10 protein-coding genes are annotated in these 18,390 nt (G+C 69.9%); 6 read left to right on the top strand and 4 right to left on the bottom strand.

Annotation, left to right across the window (positions count from 1 at the left end; all coding sequences use genetic code 11):
* Positions 1–12: 12 nt before the first annotated feature.
* The 6 genes from fxsT (ACFU8W_RS27890) (at position 13) to fxsT (ACFU8W_RS27865) (ending at position 11,398) form a co-directional block, all read left to right on the top strand.
* The gene (fxsT, locus tag ACFU8W_RS27890; RefSeq protein WP_384042563.1) at positions 13–3,006 is read left to right on the top strand and encodes an FxSxx-COOH system tetratricopeptide repeat protein; all 2,994 of its coding nucleotides are present in this window, start codon (positions 13–15) and stop codon (positions 3,004–3,006) included.
* An 84-nt stretch (positions 3,007–3,090) separates the two neighbouring features.
* The gene (locus ACFU8W_RS27885; protein WP_384042559.1) at positions 3,091–3,504 is read left to right on the top strand and encodes a CU044_2847 family protein; all 414 of its coding nucleotides are present in this window, start codon (positions 3,091–3,093) and stop codon (positions 3,502–3,504) included.
* Complete coding sequence (locus ACFU8W_RS27880) at positions 3,501–4,442, top strand: ATP-binding protein (protein ID WP_384042557.1); 942 nt, start codon at positions 3,501–3,503, stop codon at positions 4,440–4,442. Before ACFU8W_RS27885 ends, ACFU8W_RS27880 begins: the two co-directional genes overlap by 4 nt.
* Positions 4,443–4,451: 9 nt before the next feature.
* Positions 4,452–6,365, top strand: a complete 1,914-nt coding sequence (locus ACFU8W_RS27875; RefSeq protein WP_384042554.1) for a hypothetical protein — start codon at positions 4,452–4,454, stop codon at positions 6,363–6,365.
* The gene (locus ACFU8W_RS27870) at positions 6,355–7,710 is read left to right on the top strand and encodes a CHAT domain-containing protein (protein ID WP_384042551.1); all 1,356 of its coding nucleotides are present in this window, start codon (positions 6,355–6,357) and stop codon (positions 7,708–7,710) included. The genes ACFU8W_RS27875 and ACFU8W_RS27870 overlap by 11 nt, the downstream gene beginning before the upstream one ends.
* A 676-nt stretch (positions 7,711–8,386) precedes the next feature.
* Entirely contained in the window at positions 8,387–11,398 is a 3,012-nt protein-coding gene (gene fxsT / locus ACFU8W_RS27865; RefSeq protein WP_384042608.1) for an FxSxx-COOH system tetratricopeptide repeat protein, read from the top strand.
* Between the two features lie 82 nt (positions 11,399–11,480).
* On the opposite strand, the gene ACFU8W_RS27860 is transcribed toward fxsT (ACFU8W_RS27865), so the two are convergent.
* The 4 genes from ACFU8W_RS27860 to ACFU8W_RS27845 form a co-directional block, all read right to left on the bottom strand.
* Positions 11,481–15,296 (bottom strand): multifunctional oxoglutarate decarboxylase/oxoglutarate dehydrogenase thiamine pyrophosphate-binding subunit/dihydrolipoyllysine-residue succinyltransferase subunit, encoded by a 3,816-nt coding sequence (locus tag ACFU8W_RS27860; RefSeq protein WP_384042548.1) that lies wholly within the window; start codon positions 15,294–15,296, stop codon positions 11,481–11,483.
* 259 nt (positions 15,297–15,555) lie between these two features.
* A complete protein-coding gene (locus ACFU8W_RS27855) occupies positions 15,556–16,632 on the bottom strand; it encodes a HAMP domain-containing sensor histidine kinase (RefSeq protein WP_345510365.1) in 1,077 nt (358 codons plus the stop codon).
* Complete coding sequence (locus tag ACFU8W_RS27850; RefSeq protein WP_266981553.1) at positions 16,629–17,366, bottom strand: response regulator transcription factor; 738 nt, start codon at positions 17,364–17,366, stop codon at positions 16,629–16,631. The genes ACFU8W_RS27855 and ACFU8W_RS27850 overlap by 4 nt, the downstream gene beginning before the upstream one ends.
* A 235-nt stretch (positions 17,367–17,601) precedes the next feature.
* Positions 17,602–18,294, bottom strand: a complete 693-nt coding sequence (locus tag ACFU8W_RS27845) for a spermidine synthase (RefSeq protein ID WP_384042544.1) — start codon at positions 18,292–18,294, stop codon at positions 17,602–17,604.
* Between the last annotated feature and the right edge of the window lie 96 nt (positions 18,295–18,390).

Here is an 18,390-nt window from a genome sequence, read left to right as displayed (position 1 = left end):
GGAGACGGTTGAATGCCCGTAACGCGTAAGCAAGTTGGAGCAACCGGGGCGCAGACCGTCACCATCAGTTTCGCGGGGTTCAACCGGGCCTGGGCGGCCTGGATCGGGGACCGTCTGGAGCGGCGCGGAGTGACGGTCGTCCAGCAGCGCTGGGACCCACCGGTGGAGGTGCCGCTGGAGGAGAGCCTGCGGGATCTGACTCTGGCCCGCGGCCGTGTCCTGGTGATCCTGAGCGACTGGTACTTCCAGCTCGGCCCGCGCAGTCATGAGGAGTGGAACCGGGCGCTGCGCGAGGTCGTCGCGCCCGAGCCGGACCGCTTCGTCGCCGTCTCCGTCACCACGTCGGCGTTGCCCGGCGCCACGTCGGTCTTCGGGGCGGCCGATCTGACCAACGTCGGCGCCGACGAGGCCGAACGGCGGCTGCTGGCCCGCCTCGGTCTCCCCGTCGATCCGCTGCCCGAAACCACGGCGGCCAGGCCGGGACCGCGGTTCCCGTCCGACACCCCCGAGGTGTGGGGTGGCGTACCGCGCCGCAACACCCGGTTCACCGGCCGCGAGGAGCTGCTCAGCAGCGCCTACCGAGCCCTCCAGGACGCGGGTTCCGGCGCGGGTGTCGTCACCCTGCACGGCATGTCGGGCGTGGGCAAGACGCAGCTGGCAGCGGAGTACGTCTACCGGTTCGGCTCCGAGTACGACGTGGTGTGGTGGGTCCCCGCGGACCGCCGCGCCCTCTACCGCCAGAAACTCGCCGAACTCGCCCCGGAACTCGGCCTGTCCACCGGCGCCGAGTACGGTGAACGGCTCCGCGCGGTCCGTGACTCGCTGCGTCGCGGCGACCCCCACTCCCACTGGCTGCTCGTCCTCGACGGCGCCGATGAACCCGAACAGATCTGGGACCTGGTGCCGACCGGCCCCGGACACGTGCTGATCACGTCCCGCAACCCGGAGTGGGGCGAGCACAACAGCAACCTCGTCGAAGTCCCCGTCTACAGCCGGGACGAGTCGGTGGCCTTCATCCGCCGCCGCGCCCCCCGGCTGACCCAGTCCGAGTCCGACCTGCTCGCCGACGCGCTGGAGGACCTGCCGCTGCTCCTCGACCAGACGGCGGGATGGCTCAACGACTCCGACATGTCCGTCGACGAGTACATCGAGCTCCTCGAAGGCGGGATCGACCAGGACGTCGTCAAGGTCTCCGCGGACTTCCCGCTCGCCTTCCAGACCGCCTGGTCGATACTGCTCAACAAGCTCAAGGACACCGTCCCCCAGTCCGTCGACCTGCTGCGCCTGTGCACTTTCTTCGCACCCGGCTCCATCCCCGTACGCCTCCTGAAGGAGATGCCTTCCGGGGAACTTCCCGAGCAGTTGTCGGGCCTGATGAACGACCCGCTGCTCTGGAACAAGGCGATCGGCCAGCTCCGGCAGTACTCCGTCGTCAGGCTGGAGTCCCACGAGTCGATCATCGACGAACCGTCCTCCGGTGAGTCGCTCTATCTGCACCGCATGGTCCACCAGATCGTCAGCAAGGACATGCCGGAGCAGGACCGTCAGGAATTCATCGACGTGGTCCGCAGAGCCCTCGCGGCCGCCGACCCGGGCCGCCCCACGGACACCCGTCTGTGGCCTGCCTATGCCGAGATCACCCCCCACTTGAAGTGGGCCGATGTCCTGCTCAGTACCGACCCGGCGGTTCACACCCTGGTTCTCAACTGCTTGCGCTACATGTATCTGTCGGGCGAGTACCGGGCCGGGATCAAGCTCGGCGAACGTGCCATGAGGGCCTGGCGCGAACTCCTCGGCGAGAACCATCCCAGGGTCTGGGACCTCAGTTATCACTACGCCAACCTGCTGCGCGCGGTCGGCGACTACGCGGCCACGGAGGCGATCGAACGGGCCGCCGTCAACCACCTGCGCGCCGAGCGCGGCGAACACGACCTGGAACATCTGCGCGCCTCCGGCGGCCTCGCCGCCGACCTGCGGGGGCTCGGCCGGTACGACGAGGCGCTGGAGATCTCCGGCTGGATCCTGGCCGCCTACCAGGAGCTCCTCGGCGAACAGGACTCGCGGACGCTCAACGCGCAGAACAACCTGGCCATTTCGCTCCGGCTGCTCGGCCGGTACGAGGAATCACTGGAGCTCAACCGGCGCACCCTGGAGTCCCGACGCCAGTTGCTGAGGCCACGCCACAACTGGACCCTCTACTCCGAGATCAACTACGCCACCGACCTGCGGCTGCTCGGCCGCTACAACGAGGCCGAGTCGCTCCAGGCGCAGAGCGCCCGCGTGCACCGGCTCGTCATGGGCACCGACAACCCGCAGACCCTGCGCGCCGAACACAACCTCGCGCTCTGCCACTACCGTTCGGGGGACCGGACCAAGGCCCGAGCGCTGTTCACCCGCGTGCTGGAGCGCTGCGAGCGCGTGCTCGGTGAGGACGACCCCCTGACGATGATGTTCGCGGCGAGCCAGAGCTGCTTCGCCCGCGAGCACGCGGACATCGATCAGGCCAGGGAGATAAGCGAGAAGGTCGTGAGCGGCTACGTCGACATGCTCGGCGAGGCCCACCCGTACGTGGCGGGCACCCGCGCCAACCACGCGCTCGTCCTGCGCAACGTGGGAGAGCGGGAACACGCACACGTCCTCATCGAGGGGGCGCTCGCCGACATGACCCAGGCCGTGGGCGAGAACCACCCCTGGGCCCTGGGCTGTGCCATCAACACCTCGGCTCTGCGCAACCTGGTCGGCGACCCGGAGTCCGCCGCCGCCCTCACGGAGACCACCATCACCCGCGCCACCGAGGTCCTCGGCCGGACCCACCCGCTGACCCTCTCGGCACGGATCGCCCACGCGGCGGACCTGCGCGGGGTCCGGGACCGGCAACGGGCCGAGAAGATCGAGAGCGAGGCGCTGGGCGACCTCGTGACGACCTTGGGGGCACAGCACGTCCACACGGTCTCGGCACGGTCCCGCAACCGTCCGTACTGGGACTTCGAGCCCCCGATCATCTGATCCACTTGCCGAAAAACTCCGCAGAAACTGAGACGCCGTCAATAAGCTTGTAATCAGCGAGAGTTGGTTTGCGAGGGGGAGTGGATGACAGTCATTGTGGGGCCTGTCGCGCCGGGCGAGGACGGTCCGATCCCGGTCGTCGTCGACGGGGAGACGTACGGGTCCGCCCCCGCTCCCGGTGTCGATGCCTTCTACGAGGACGAGGAGGCCAGGGACGGCGCCGCCCAGCGCGTCATCCGGGCCACCAGGGATACCTACGGCGACGGACTCGACCTCGCGAGGCGCTGTGCGTCCCAGGCGATGCGCAGGCTCGGTGACCTGGGGAACGGGCTGAGGCCCGATGAGATCGAGTTGCAGGTCGGCATCACCTTCGAGGCAGGCATGGCCGCCGTGGTGAAGGCCGGTGCGCAGGCCCAGATCCAGGTGACCTTCCGCTGGCAGCCGGGCGACGAGGCGGCGGCCGGCGCTACCGTGACCGGTACGGGCGCCGGCGCATGAGCGGCACGCCGTTACCGGCCATACCGATCCTCCCGTACAGCCGTATCGTCGGGCAGGAAGAGCTCAAGCTCGCGCTGGAACTCAACTTCATCGACCCGCGCATCGGCGGGGTGCTGATCACCGGCCAGCGCGGGACGGCCAAGTCCACGGTCGTGCGCGCCTTCGCGCTCATGTCCGGCGGTGAGCTGCCTGTCACCCTGCCGATCAACGCGACAGACGACCGCGTCCTCGGCGGTTGGGAGCTCGACGCGCTGATGCGCGGTGAGGCGAAGGAGCAGCCCGGGCTGCTCGAAGCGGCCCACGACAAGGGCCTGTTGTACGTCGACGAGGTCAACCTCCTCGACGATCACCTTGTCAACATCATCCTCGATGTGGTCTCGACCGGCGTCCTGTCCGTCCAGCGTGAAGGGATCGACACCGCCAGGCATCTCTCCTTCGGGCTCGTCGGCACCATGAACCCGGAGGAGGGCAGCCTGCGCGCCCAGCTCCTCGATCGTTTCGGTCTGATGGTCACCACCGCGGAACTGGACATCGAGGCCCGCCATCGGATGATCACGACGGTACTGACCTTCGAGGAGGAGCTTGCCGACGAAGCCTCCCTGTGGCGGGCCGCGGCCGAGGCGGGGAACGCGAAGCTGCGCAAGACCCTGCTGGCCGCCCGTAAGCGGCTCACCCAGGTCGAGTTCGACGAGAGCGTGAGTCGGCTGTGTGCCGAGGCGGCGGAGCGGATGGGCGCGCTGGGACAGCGCGGTGACCTCCTCGTCGCGCGGACCTCCCGCGCGCTGGCAGCCAGGAAGGGGGCGAAACGGGTCGAGCCCGCAGATGTGCGACGGGTCCTGCCGCTCGCCCTGCGGCACCGGCGGCCGGAATCCGCCCACGGCGGTGTCTTCGCCTGGGGGGCGGACGAGGATGCCCTCGTCGCCGACCTCTTCGGCTGAGCCGCCCGCATGTCCGCGCATCTGTCGCAGACCGATCCCGCCGGGGCCACGGACGGCCTCGCCCGCCGGCTGCTGACCGCCCTCGTCTGCTCCGCCGTCGAGCCGAGGCTGTCCGGAGTGCTCCTGTTCGACCTGCCCGCGGACAGCATCGCTTCCGTCACGCGGATGTTCGCCTCTTTGCTCGCCCGGTCCACCGGCGGAACCGATGGTGCCGAGGTGCCGCGCACCGTCCTCGGGGCGGCCACCCAGGACCAGGAGCTGTGGGTACGGCCCCGGCTCCGGAGCGGCCCCGGCGGTATCGCCTTCACACTCGCGCCCGGCCCGCTGACCGAGGCCGAAGCGGTTCCCCCGCTGGTCGTCGTCCCCGATCTGGCCCGGCTCAGCGTCCCCGGGATGCGTGCCGCCGTCCAGCTGCTCGGCACCGATGTTGCGACCGTCGAACATTCCGGGCTGCGACGGCAATGGTCGCCCCGGGCCCGCTGGTTCGCCATCTGCCGCGCCGAGGACGTCGAGCGGGTCTCACCGCATCTTCTCGACCGCTTCCCGGTCAGGCTGTCCGTCGCGGGGCTGCGTACACCCCCAGGGCCCGAGCCTTTCGGCCGGCTGCCCGCCCCCTGGGAAGCGGCACTGGAGCCGGTGGAGCACCGGACGCCCGTCCGGCTCGGTGACGGCCTCGCCGCCCGCGTCCTGGAGCTGCTCGGAGAGGGCGACGGCACCGGCCACCGGCGGGCGCTCGCCCTGACCAGGATCGCCCGTGCGCTGGCCCGCCTCGACGGGGCCGACGAGGTCACCGCCGACCGGGCCGACGAGGCGGCACGACTGATCGGGCTGCCCTCGGCCCGGCGCCCGCCTGCCGGTCGCGAGCGTAGTACCGGGCCCACCGACGTGAAGTCCGCTGTGCCGGGGCCTGGCGTCCGCCGCCCCCTGCACCCTCCAGAGCCCGGCCCTGAAGGCCGGCGACGGCCGTTGCACGGCACGCCCGTACTGGAACCCGGTCCCGCCGAGCCCATCGGACCGGCTCCCGCCGCCGGCACGTGGGCGGCCGACACCCCCTACCCGGAGGACACGACGAGTCCGACGCCCGAGTCCATGTCCCTGCACATCCAGGCCCGGCGCACCGCCGGCCCGCGGACGGCCCGGGGCGCCGTCATCGGCGTGCGAAGAGCCCGTGACCTGTGGGATCTCGCTCCGGTCCGTACGGTGATGGAGGCCGCCAAGTACCAGGCGATACGCGGCCGGCCGGAGCGGCTGCTGATCGCCCCCGGAGATCTGCGCGGCTATGTCCGGGCACCCGAGCCGGAGCGGATGCTCGCCCTGGTCCTCGACCACACCTGTCGCGACGGCTGGGACTGGCACGACGCACTCGAACCCTTCCTTCACTGGGCCTACGTCAGCCGGGCGTCCGTCCAGGTGGTCGAGGTGGGCGGCCGCGCCGCCGCACCGGGGTCCGGTCCGGCCGGCCAAGCCTGCGCGCATGAACTGCGCGCGGAGTCCTTCGCCGCCCGCAGCGTTCTCGACCCTCGTCTCACCGCCGCGCTGAACCGGGCACCCGGCGGCCGGGCCACCCCCCTCGCGCATGGACTGGAACAGGCTGCCCAGGCCCTGCGCCGGGCCTTCCAGCACCACCGGGCCGGTCTGGTGGAGGCCCTGCTGGTCGTCGTCACCGACGGCCGGGGCAACGTCCCCCTGGCCGTCAGTCACCTCGGCCGCCCCGGTACCTCGGCCGTGGGGCGGACCGGGATCGATGACGCGCTCGCCGTGGCCACCCGGATCAGCGGCATGGACCGCACCCGGCTGCACAGCGTGGTCGTCGACCCCGTGCGCCAGCCGTACGCCGAACTGCCCTCCCTCCTTTCCGACGCGCTCGGCGGCACGGTGATCGACGGGCGGCCGGTGGAGGAGGCGACCGACCATGCGTGGTGATCCGGCCGGACTGCGCAGACTGCTCGACAGCGGGGTGGTGAAAGGGCGACGACTGACCCGGACGGCGGCGCCCGAGGGGGCCGGAACGGGTCGGCGCGACCCCCTGGGGTTCGGAGCCGTGGACGCGGACGTCCGCCCCCCTCCGGAGACCGCCAAGATCAAGGTCGTTCCGCACCATGACCGCTCGCACGGACTGCCCGCCTTCGGTATCAGCGCCTCGTGCGAGGGCGTCGCGCCGCTCCCGTACACGTTTGAGCCCACCCAACTGCGGCCCGCAGAGATCGGTCTCGGTAATGTCCGCGCGGGCGGTCAGGCGCCGTCCGAACTGCTGCGCGCCATCCGCCACTGGTCCCGAAACCAGCAGTCGCTCGCTGTCTGGATCAACCGGGCCCGAGCGGTGCATGGCGATGCCCTCAAGGTCACCATCCACGACGACACCGGTTACGAGCTGCCCTGGGAAGCGCTCTGGCTTCCGCCCGATCCCGAAAACGGTTTGCCGGAAGGCCTGTTGGGAGCGCTGGTCGTGCTCACCCGATGGCTCACCATCCGCCGCCCCGGTATCGTCCTGCCGAAGGAGGGCGCCACCGCGGAAGGCGCGGTCCTGGGCTACTTCTTCCACGACCGGGACTTCGACCCGCTCCTGGACCCTTCCCGCGCGCCTCTCCACGACATGCGGTCCGACATGGCCGCATTCCACGGCTACGTACACCGTCCTCATGTCGATATCGATCCGTTCCTCGTCGCGCTCGACGAACCGTCCGACGTACCGACCGGCCTTGTCTACATGGCCTGTCACGGCACCTACGACGAACAGGTCAGCGCCCTCTCCCTCGCCGGGGTCACCTGGTCCGAGTTCGACGAGCACGAGATGGCCGTGCTGGACACCGACCACGCGATGGTGTGCCTCAACGCCTGTCACTCCGGCCGGCTCGTACGGAACACCGGAGGCGGGGAGTCCGACCTGCGTGGCTTCGCTGAACTCTTCCTGCGCAAAGGGGCCGCAGGCTGCGTCGTCACGGCGGGCAAGGTCGGTGACAGGGAGGCTCGCGAACTCATCGGGCAGCTCGTGAAGACCGTGACGGAGGAGCCGTGGCGGCCGGTCGCGGACTCCCTGCGGCTGTTCCGCGCCCAGGCACTCCAGGAATTCGGTTCGCTGGCAGACATACCGCGCACCCAGCGGGAGGGAAGACCCAACAAGGAGGGACAGCGCAGGGTGCGGCGACTGCTCTACAGCCTGATGTTCCAGTACTACGGGCATCCGCGCAGCACCCTCCGGCTGGCCGGACTGTACGAGGACGCTGCGGGCACGAAGCGCCGGGAGGAGGTACACCACCATGAGCGGTGACGACCGGCCCCTCCTGATCGAACCTGTCGTCAGCCGGCCGCACGAGGCAGAGGCGGGCAGCACCTATCTTGTGACCGTCGATCTGCGCGGCCCCCTGGGGCCCGACGGCGAGGACGACTGCACAGCATGGCCCTACCAGGACGAGGAGTTGACCTTCACGGCCGCTCTGGACGGCTCCCCGCAGTTCGTCTGCGAGGTGCTGGACGACCCTGGGCTCGTACTCCACCGCTACGGCGGTACGTACGGCCCGGCCCGTTTCGTGGTCACGGCGGGCGCTGCTGTCGGCCCCGCGTCGCTGTGGCTGACGATCTCCAACCAGTGGGGCATGCCGGTCCGCAAGGCAGAACTGAGCTGCCCGATCCGCGAGCCCGGAGGTGTGGGAGTCCCCCGGGGGAGCGTCGTCGGTTACGTCGACGCAGGTGAACAGCCCAGGGGGGAGCGGCGGCCGGATCCGGAGACGCCGAGACCGGCGCCCCCCGCACCGGACACGGATTCCGGCCGATCAGAGCTCCCACAGCCGGAGCCCCCCGCCTCGGCAGCCCCTGCGGCGCCGTTGGCTCCCCGTCCCGAAACAGAGGAGGAACTGCCGCGCAGGCACCCCGGTGCCTTGCGGGCGATTCTGGATCGGTTCCGGGGGGAAGCCCCGGATGCCGAACCGCAGTCGGCGCAGGACCCGATGCGTTCTCAGGCGACGGGGACGGCGCCCGGATCGGGGCTCCGCTCTGGCTCCGCACCCGACATCACCATCAGCTTCGCGGGGTTCAACCGGGCCTGGGCGGCGTGGATCGGGGACCGTCTGGAGCGGCGTGGAGTGACGGTCGTCCAGCAGCGCTGGGACCCACTGGTGGACATCCCGTTGCAGGATGCCTTGCGGGACCTGTTACTTGCTCCGGGCCGCGTCCTCTTCGTCCTCAGCGACTGGCACTTTCAGCTCGGCCCGCGCAGTCATGAGGAGTGGAACCGGGCGCTGCGCGAGGTCGTCGCGCCCGAGCCGGACCGCTTCGTCGCCGTCTCCGTCACCACGTCGGCGTTGCCCGGCGCCACGTCGGTCTTCGGGGCGGCCGATCTGACCAACGTCGGCGCCGACGAGGCCGAACGGCGGCTGCTGGCCCACCTCGGCCTTCCCGCCGACCCGCTGCCCGAGACGGCGGCGGCGAGAGTCGGACCGCGGTATCCGTCCGACACCCCCGAGGTGTGGGGTGGCGTACCGCGCCGCAACACCCGGTTCACCGGCCGCGAGGAGCTGCTCACCCTCGTCTACGGAGCCCTCCAGAGGGCCGGACCGGGGGCAGGCGTGGTGACATTGCACGGCATGTCGGGCGTGGGCAAGACGCAGCTGGCCGCGGAGTACGTCTACCGGTTCGGCTCCGAGTACGACGTGGTGTGGTGGGTCCCCGCGGACCGCCGCGCCCTCTACCGCCAGAAACTCGCCGAACTCGCCCCGGAACTCGGCCTGTCCACCGGTGCCGAGTACGGTGAACGGCTCCGCGCGGTCCGTGACTCGCTGCGTCGCGGCGACCCCCACTCCCACTGGCTGCTCGTCCTCGACGGCGCCGATGAACCCGAACAGATCTGGGACCTGGTGCCGACCGGCCCCGGACACGTGCTGATCACGTCCCGCAATCCGGAGTGGGGCGAGCACAACAGCAACCTCGTCGAAGTCCCCGTCTACAGCCGGGACGAGTCGGTGGCCTTCATCCGCCGCCGCGCCCCCCGGCTGACCCAGTCCGAGTCCGACCTGCTCGCCGACGCGCTGGAGGACCTGCCGCTGCTCCTCGACCAGACGGCGGGATGGCTCAACGACTCCGACATGTCCGTCGACGAGTACGTCGAGCTTCTCGAAGGCGGGATCGACCAGGACGTCGTCAAGGTCTCCGCGGACTTCCCGCTCGCCTTCCAGACCGCCTGGTCGATACTGCTCAACAAGCTCAAGGAGACCGTCCCCGAGTCCGTCGACCTGCTGCGCCTGTGCACTTTCTTCGCACCAGGCTCCATCCCCGTACGCTTCCTCAAAGGAGCTCCGGCGGATCAGGTGCCTGAGCGACTGTCCCGCCTGATGAACGACCCGTTGCAGTGGAACAAGGCGATCGGCCAGCTCCGGCAGTACTCCGTCGTCCGCCTGCAGTCCCACGAGTCGATCACCGACGAACGATCCTCCGGTGAGTCGCTCTATCTGCACCGCATGGTCCACCAGATCGTCAGCAAGGACATGCCGGAGCGGGACCGTCAGGAATTCATCGACGTGGTCCGCAGAGCCCTCGCGGCCGCCGACCCCGGCCGCCCCAATGACACCCGCCTCTGGTCCTCCTATGCTGAGATCACCCCCCACTTGAAGTGGGCCGATGTCCTGCTCAGCACCGACCCGGCGGTTCACACCCTGGTCCTCAACTGCTTGCGCTACATGTATCTGTCGGGCGAGTACCGGGCGGGCATCAAGCTCGGCGAACGTGCCATGAGGGCCTGGCGCGAACTCCTTGGCGAGAACCATCCCAGGGTCTGGGACCTCAGTTATCACTACGCCAACCTGCTGCGCGCGGTCGGCGACTACGCGGCCACGGAGGCGATCGAACGGGCCGCCGTCAACCACCTGCGCGCCGAGCGCGGCGAACACGACCTGGAACATCTGCGCGCCTCCGGCGGCCTCGCCGCCGACCTGCGGGGGCTCGGCCGGTACGACGAGGCGCTGGAGATCTCCGGCTGGATCCTGGCCGCCTACCAGGAGCTCCTCGGCGAACAGGACTCGCGGACGCTCAACGCGCAGAACAACCTGGCCATTTCGCTCCGGCTGCTCGGCCGGTACGAGGAATCACTGGAGCTCAACCGGCGCACCCTGGAAGCCCGACGGCAACTGTTGCGTCCGCGCCACGGGTGGACTCTGTACTCCGAGGTCAACTACGCCACCGACCTGCGGCTGCTCGGCCGCTACAACGAGGCCGAGTCGCTCCAGGCGCAGAGCGCCCGCGTGCACCGGCTCGTCATGGGCACCGACAACCCGCAGACCCTGCGCGCCGAACACAACCTCGCGCTCTGCCACTACCGTTCGGGGGACCGCACCAGGGCCCAGGCGCTGTTCACCCGCGTGCTGGAGCGCTGCGAGCGCGTGCTCGGTGAGGACGACCCCCTGACGATGATGTTCGCAGCGAGCCAGAGCTGCTTCGCCCGCGAGCACGCGGACATCGATCAGGCCAGGGAGATAAGCGAGAAGGTCGTGAGCGGCTACGTCGACATGCTCGGCGAGGCCCACCCCTATGTGGCGGGCACCCGCGCCAACCACGCGCTCATCCTGCGCAACGTGGGAGAGCGGGAACACGCACACGTCCTCATCGAGGGGGCGCTCGCCGACATGACCCGTGCCGTGGGCGAGAACCACCCCTGGGCGCTCGGCTGCGCGATCAACGTCTCGGCTCTGCGCAACCTGGTCGGCGACCCGGAGTCCGCCGCCGCCCTCACGGAGACCACCATCACCCGCGCCACCGAGGTCCTCGGCCGGACCCACCCGCTGACCCTCTCGGCACGGATCGCCCACGCAGCTGATCTGCGGGGCCTACGAGAGCGCCGTCGGGCCGACGAGGTGGAGGAGGAGGCGCTGGGCGACCTCGCCGCCACCCTCGGCCAACAGCACGTCCACACATTCTCGGCCCGTGCCCGCAGCCGCCCCTACTGGGACTTCGAGCCGCAGATCATCTGAGAGCGAGCTGCACCGCGCACGCCGGAGGGCCCGGCCCCGCGATCACTCGCGGGGCCGGGCCCTCCGTGCGTACAGCTGCTGATCAGGCCTCGAAGACCTCGGCGACCAGCTGCGCCTGCTCGGCCTGGTGGCGCTTGGCCGAGCCGACCGCCGGGGAGGAGCTGTGCGGCCGCGAGATGCGACGCAGGCGCTCACCGTGCGGGACGTCGGCGCCGACGGCCAGGTCCAGGTGGTCGATCAGGTTCAGGGCGATGAACGGCCAGGCACCCTGGTTGGCCGGCTCCTCCTGGGCCCAGAGGTACTTCTCGGCGTTCGGGTACTTGGCGATCTCGGCCTGCAGCTCGGCACCCGGCAGCGGGTACAGACGCTCCAGCCTGATGATGGCCGTGTCCTTGATGCCGCGCTTCTCGCGCTCGGCATCCAGGTCGTAGTAGACCTTGCCGGCGCAGAAGACGACCTTGCGGACCGCGTTCGGGTCGACCGAGTCGTCGCCGATCACCGGGCGGAAGCCGCCGGTGGTGAACTCCTCCGCCTTGGACGCCGCCGCCTTGAGACGGAGCATCGACTTCGGGGTGAAGACGACCAGCGGCTTGTGGTGCGGGTTGTGCACCTGCCACCGCAGGAGGTGGAAGTAGTTCGACGGGAGCGTCGGCATGGCGACCGTCATGTTGCTCTGCGCGCACATCTGGAGGAAGCGCTCCGGGCGGGCGGACGAGTGGTCCGGGCCCTGGCCCTCGTAGCCGTGCGGCAGGAGCAGCGTGACGCCCGAGGTCTGGCCCCACTTCTGCTCGGCCGAGGAGATGAACTCGTCGACGACGGTCTGCGCGCCGTTGACGAAGTCACCGAACTGGGCCTCCCAGATGACCAGCGACTCCGGGCGGGCCAGCGAGTAGCCGTACTCGAAGCCCATCGCCGCGTACTCGCTGAGCAGCGAGTCGTAGACGTTGTAGCGCGCCTGGTCGTCGGAGAGGTAGAGCAGCGGGGTGTAGTCCTCGCCGGTCACCTGGTCGACGAGGACCGCGTGACGCTGGCCGAAGGTGCCGCGGCGGGTGTCCTGGCCGGCGAGCCGGACCGGAGTGCCCTCCATCAGCAGCGAACCGATGGCCAGGGTCTCGCCCATGCCCCAGTCGATCGTGCCGTTCTCCACCGAGGCGGCACGGCGCTGCATCTGCGGCATCAGGCGCGGGTGGACCGTGATCCGCTCCGGGATGTTGACCTGGGACTCGGCGATCCGCTTCACGACCTCCGCGGAGACCGCGGTGGTGACGGCGACCGGGAACTCGGGCTGCGCTTCCGGGACATGGGTCTGGGCCGGAGCCGAGGTGGCTTCGCGAACCTCCGCGAAGACCTTCTCCAGCTGGCCCTGGAAGTCCTGGAGCGCCTGCTCGGCCTCTTCCAGCGTGATGTCGCCGCGACCGATGAGGGACTCGGTGTAGAGCTTGCGCACCGAGCGCTTCTTGTCGATCAGGGTGTACATCTGCGGGTTGGTGAACTCCGGGTTGTCGCCCTCGTTGTGACCGCGGCGGCGGTAGCAGATGAGGTCGATGACGACGTCCTTGTTGAACGCCTGCCGGAACTCGAAGGCCAGCCGGGCCACACGGACGACGGCCTCGGGGTCGTCACCGTTGACGTGGATGATCGGCGCCTCGATCATGCGCGCCACGTCGGTGGCGTACATCGAGGAGCGGGAGGACTCCGGGGCGGCGGTGAAGCCGACCTGGTTGTTGATCACCACGTGCACCGTGCCGCCGGTGCGGTAGCCGCGCAGCTGCGACATGTTGAGCGTCTCGGCGACGACGCCCTGGCCCGCGAAGGCCGCGTCGCCGTGGAGCGCGACGGGCAGGACCGTGAAGTCCGTGCCGCCCTTGTTGATGATGTCCTGCTTGGCGCGGGCGATGCCCTCGAGGACCGGGTCGACCGCCTCCAGGTGCGAGGGGTTGGCGGCCAGCGAGACCTTGATCTGCTCGCCGTCCAGACCGGTGAAGGTGCCCTCGGCGCCCAGGTGGTACTTGACGTCGCCGGAGCCGTGCATCGACCGCGGGTCGAGGTTGCCCTCGAACTCCCGGAAGATCTGCGCGTACGACTTGCCGACGATGTTCGCCAGGACGTTCAGACGGCCGCGGTGGGCCATGCCGATGACGACCTCGTCGAGGCGGGCCTCGGCGGCGGAGTCGATGACCGCGTCGAGCAGCGGGATGACGGACTCGCCGCCCTCCAGCGAGAACCGCTTCTGGCCGACGTACTTGGTCTGCAGGAACGTCTCGAACGCCTCGGCGGCGTTGAGGCGGCGCAGGATCCGCAGCTGCTCCTCGCGCTCCGGCTTGGGGCGCGGACGCTCCACCCGGTCCTGGAGCCACTTGCGCTGCTTCGGGTCCTGGATGTGCATGAACTCGATGCCGGTGGTGCGGCAGTACGACTCACGCAGCACGCCGAGGATGTCGCGGAGCTTCATCATCGTCTTGCCGGCGAAACCGCCGACCGCGAAGTCCCGCTCCAGGTCCCACAGGGTGAGGCCGTGCTCGGTGATGTCCAGGTCGGGGTGCTTGCGCTGGCGGTACTCCAGCGGGTCGGTGTCGGCCATGACGTGGCCGCGGACCCGGTAGGAGTGGATCAGCTCGAAGACCCGCGCGGCCTTGGTGACGTCGTCGTCGTGCGAGGCGTCGATGTCCTTGAGCCAGCGGACCGGCTCGTAGGGGATGCGCAGCGCCTTGAAGATCTCGTCGTAGAACTCGTTCTCGCCGAGCAGGAGCTGGGACACGATCCGCAGGAACTCGCCGGAGGCGGCGCCCTGGATGACGCGGTGGTCGTACGTCGAGGTCAGGGTCATGACCTTCGAGATGCCCAGCTTGTTCAGCGTGTCCTGGGAGGTGCCCTGGAACTCCGCCGGGTAGTCCATCGCGCCGACACCCATGATGAGGCCCTGTCCGGGCATCAGGCGGGGTACCGAGTGGACGGTGCCGATGCCGCCGGGGTTGGTCAGCGAGGCGGTGACTCCGGTGAAGTCGTCCATGCCGAGCTTGCCGATGCGGGCGCGGCGGACGATGTCCTCGTACGCCTGCCAGAACTCGAAGAAGTTGAGCGTCTCGGCCTTCTTGATGGCCGCGACGACCAGCTGGCGGTCGCCGCTCGGCTTCACCAGGTCGATGGCCAGACCGAGGTTGACGTGCTCCGGCTTGACCAGGGTCGGCTTGCCGTCCTTCTCCGCGAAGGAGTGGTTCATCGACGGCATGGCCTTGAGGGCCTGCACCATCGCGTACCCGATGAGGTGCGTGAAGGAGATCTTCCCGCCGCGGGCGCGCTTGAGGTGGTTGTTGATGACGATGCGGTTGTCGAAGAGCAGCTTCACCGGAACGGCGCGGACGGACGTGGCCGTCGGCAGTTCCAGGGAGGCGTTCATGTTCTTCGCCACGGCGGCGGACGGGCCGCGCAGCGTCACGTACTCGGGGCCCTCGGCGGCAGTGGTCGGGGCCGCCTTGGCGGGCGCGGCGGCCTTCGCGGCCGGAGCGGCGGGCGCAGCCGGAGCGGCGGGCGCGGCCGGGGCCACCGGGGCAGCGGCCGGAGCGGCAGCCGCAGGCTTCGCCGGGGCGGCCGGGGCGGCGGCCGGGACCTGCGCCGGAGCGGCAGGCGCGGTCTGGGCCGGTGCGGTGGCGGCCGGGGCCACCGCAGCCCCCGCGGCTACGGCGCCGGGAACGGGCTTGTCCGCCGTGCCGGACGTACCCGGCTTGTAGTCGGCGAAGAAGTCCCACCAGGCGCGATCGACCGAATTGGGATCCTGGAGGTACTGCTGGTAGATCTCGTCGACGAGCCACTCATTGGGGCCGAAAGCTGCAGCCGGGCTCGTGCCCGGGCTGGCTTGGTCGGTCGAGATGCTTGAGTTACTGGGGGACTGAGACGACACGGCGGCAACCGCCCTCTTCCGCTTCACAAGGTGATGGACAGCGGAAATCAAGGCTACGCCTCCTTGACCGTTCCATGCAGACCGGGCCGGTCTTCGTCGTGCAAGTCACATCAAAGAGCGGGTTTCGGCGCAGGAAATGGCGGGAAACAAGCCAGGTTCCGCTTCAGTCCGGGTACGCGAGGCCGTGGCTACGGCCACGTGGACCGTATCCCCTCGTGGGACGACACGTAGAACGTGCCCTTCCGGTTCGAACCCTATGTCAACTGCGTGGTTGAGGGATCCCCGGAAGAGTGACTTGGATCCGGCAGCCGCGGGCTGATTCAGCCACTCCGATGCGACCGCCGTGCAGATCCACCGCCCAGCGGGCGATCGCGAGCCCCAGCCCCGTACCGCCGTCGCTGCCGGGACCGTGCGGGGACGGCACCTCGCCACGGTTGAAGCGCTCGAAGACCCGGTGCCGCTCGGACTCGGGGATGCCCGGACCCTCGTCCAGGACCTCCAGATCCAGCGACTCCGGCTGCGCGCCCCGCCGCGCCCGCACCGTGACCCGGCCGTGCGGCGGGCTGTGCTTGACAGCGTTGTCGATCAGATTGGCCACCACCTGGTGGAGCCGCTCCGCGTCCGCATGCGCGGTCAGCTCGGGCGGCGACACATCCAGATGCAGATGTACGTCCTTGCGGCTGTGGTTCCCGGAGCCGGAGGACAGCCGGCGGTGCGAGGCGGCCAGGTTCGCTTCCTTCAGCACACCCGAGAGATACGGCCACACCTCGAAGCGCCGGGCCTTCAGGGTGACCACCCCGTGGTCCAGCCGGGAGAGGTCCAGCAGCGTCTCCACCAGCCCGCCGAGCCGCTCCGTCTGTTTGAGCGCCGTACGCATCGTCTCCGGATCGGCCGCGGAGACCCCGTCCACGACGTTCTCCAGCACTGCTCTCAGCGCCGCGATCGGCGTCCGCAGCTCGTGCGAGACATTGGCCACCAGCTCCTTGCGGTGCCGGTCCACGGCCTCCAGATCGTCCGCCATGAGATTGATCGTCTGCGCCAGGTCGCCGAGCTCGTCACGCCGGTCGGCGCCCCTCACCCGTCTGGTGTAGTCGCCGTGCGAGATCGACCGGGCGACCTTCGTCATCTCGTCCAGTGGCGCCGTCAGACCGTGCGCCACGAACTGCGTGATCAGCAGCGTCGCGATCACCGAGAACACGGTGATGAACCGCAGCTCGGTCCTGGTGCGCACCGCCACCATCAGAAGCCCGGTCGTGATGAACACCGAGACCACGACGAGCGTGCCCAGCTTGGCCTTGACCGAGAAAGGACGCAGTCGGGAGCCGGGCCGGGTCATGGCGCCGGGGTCTCCAGGGCGTAGCCGACGCCGTGCACGGTACGGATGCGCTCCGCGCCGATCTTCCGGCGCAGCGCCTTGATGTGGCTGTCGACGGTGCGGGTGCCCGAGGCGTCCGCCCAGTCCCAGACCTCCGCGAGCAACTGCTCCCGGGAGAGCACCGCACGCGGTGTGCCGGCCAGGCAGACCAGCAGATCGAACTCGGTCGGCGTGAGGTGGACGTCCTCGGCACGCACCCGCACCCGGCGCTGCGCGTGGTCGATCTCCAGCTCGCCGAGGCGCAGGATGCCGCTGCGCGGCGTCACCGCAGCCAGTGCGGCACGCTCCACCCGACGCAGCAGGACATGCACCCGGGCCGCCAGTTCGCGCATCGAGAACGGCTTGGTCATGTAGTCGTCCGCGCCGACACCGAGGCCGACCAGCATGTCGGTCTCGTCGTCCCGGGCGGTCAGCATCAGCACGGGCACCGGCCGTGTGGCCTGCACCCGGCGGCACACCTCCAGACCGTCGAAGCCCGGCAGCATGATGTCGAGCACCATCAGATCGGGCTGCCAGGACTCGGCCGCGTCGACGGCCGCGGGGCCGTCGAGCGCGGTCTGTACCAGGAAGCCCTCGGCCCGCAGGCGGGCGGAGATGGCATCGACGATCGTCGCGTCGTCCTCGACCACCAGCACCCGGCGCTGCGCGCCCGGGGTGGCCGCGACACCGTTGTGGGTGGTGTGTGTCTGTTCCATCGCCCCGCCCCTGCCCGTTCTCGCGGGGGCCATTCCCCCGGACGCACGGTCTTCGCTTGTGGATTTCGTGGGTGATCCCGTTTGCCGGTCAGCAGCGTAAAGGCACCGGACGGCTCCCGGCTACGCAGGGTGCAGTGGCACGGGAACGGGTTGGACGCGAGGAGGAGGCGGAGTGTCTGCCTTGTGGCGCTTGGCCCCGGGCGTCCGGGGGTCGCGCATACCCGGTGGGGGGACCTCAGGCGCTCCGAAGTGCGAGATGAACCACGTCGGGCACACCTCGGGCAACATGCACCTCTTCCGTCCTTACCCCGCTGAATCCGGCATTCCGCAAAGCCTGTTCGAAGTCGGCGGACGGCTGCGCGGACCAGACCGCGAGTACCCCGCCCGGATTCAGCCGCTCCCGGCAGTCGGCGAGACCGGCCGGCGAGTACAGGCTGGTGTTGTCGTCGGTGACGGTCCAGTCCGGTCCGTTGTCGATGTCCAGGCACAGTGCGTCGTAACGGTCCGTAGTCGTACGGAGGTACGCAACCAGATCCGTCGCCAGGATCTCGGTCCGCGGATCGGCGAGCGCGGCACCGGTGATCCGGGCCAGCGGACCACCCCGGTGCCAGTCGATGATCGCCTGCTCCCGTTCGACGACCGCGATCCGCCCCCAGCGCGGTTCGGCTGCGGCGTGGGAGAGGGAGAAGCCGACCCCGAGACCGCCGATCAGCACCGCCGGGTCCGGCCGTCCGGCGGGCAGTGCGGCAAGCGCCGCGTCGATCAGCAGCCGCTCGGAGCGACCGTCCGCGGTGTCCATCAGGAAGCAGCCGTTGGCGATGATCTCGAAGTCGTCACCCCGCTCCCGCAGGACGACCTCCCCGTACGGTCCTTCGCGGCGGTCGAGCGTGACGGGGCTGTGGGCGGTGTGGCGGTCGGCGGTGGGCATGTCCTCGGTCTCCGGTGGAGGGTGGGTGAGTCCCTGCCATCCTTGCCCGGCCGCGCGGCCGGGACCAGCGAATTGCCGGATCGGTACGGGGCGCGG

The organism is Streptomyces sp. NPDC057565 (assembly GCF_042801455.1).
In the GTDB taxonomy this organism is placed as follows: Bacteria; Actinomycetota; Actinomycetes; order Streptomycetales; family Streptomycetaceae; genus Streptomyces; species Streptomyces yanii.
Note: the sequence above shows the minus strand (reverse complement) of the source record. Positions and strands in the feature narration are given on the sequence as shown.

What these genes read in the sequence shown, in the direction of transcription:
- ACFU8W_RS27850 (WP_266981553.1), bottom strand. Translation starts at nt 17,366, where the DNA reads ATGGAACAGACACACACCACCCACAACGGTGTCGCGGCCACCCCGGGC.
- ACFU8W_RS27845 (WP_384042544.1), bottom strand. Translation starts at nt 18,294, where the DNA reads ATGCCCACCGCCGACCGCCACACCGCCCACAGCCCCGTCACGCTCGAC.
- ACFU8W_RS27880 (WP_384042557.1), top strand. Translation starts at nt 3,501, where the DNA reads ATGAGCGGCACGCCGTTACCGGCCATACCGATCCTCCCGTACAGCCGT.
- ACFU8W_RS27870 (WP_384042551.1), top strand. Translation starts at nt 6,355, where the DNA reads ATGCGTGGTGATCCGGCCGGACTGCGCAGACTGCTCGACAGCGGGGTG.
- fxsT (WP_384042563.1), top strand. Translation starts at nt 13, where the DNA reads ATGCCCGTAACGCGTAAGCAAGTTGGAGCAACCGGGGCGCAGACCGTC.
- fxsT (WP_384042608.1), top strand. Translation starts at nt 8,387, where the DNA reads ATGCGTTCTCAGGCGACGGGGACGGCGCCCGGATCGGGGCTCCGCTCT.
- ACFU8W_RS27855 (WP_345510365.1), bottom strand. Translation starts at nt 16,632, where the DNA reads ATGACCCGGCCCGGCTCCCGACTGCGTCCTTTCTCGGTCAAGGCCAAG.
- ACFU8W_RS27885 (WP_384042559.1), top strand. Translation starts at nt 3,091, where the DNA reads ATGACAGTCATTGTGGGGCCTGTCGCGCCGGGCGAGGACGGTCCGATC.
- ACFU8W_RS27875 (WP_384042554.1), top strand. Translation starts at nt 4,452, where the DNA reads ATGTCCGCGCATCTGTCGCAGACCGATCCCGCCGGGGCCACGGACGGC.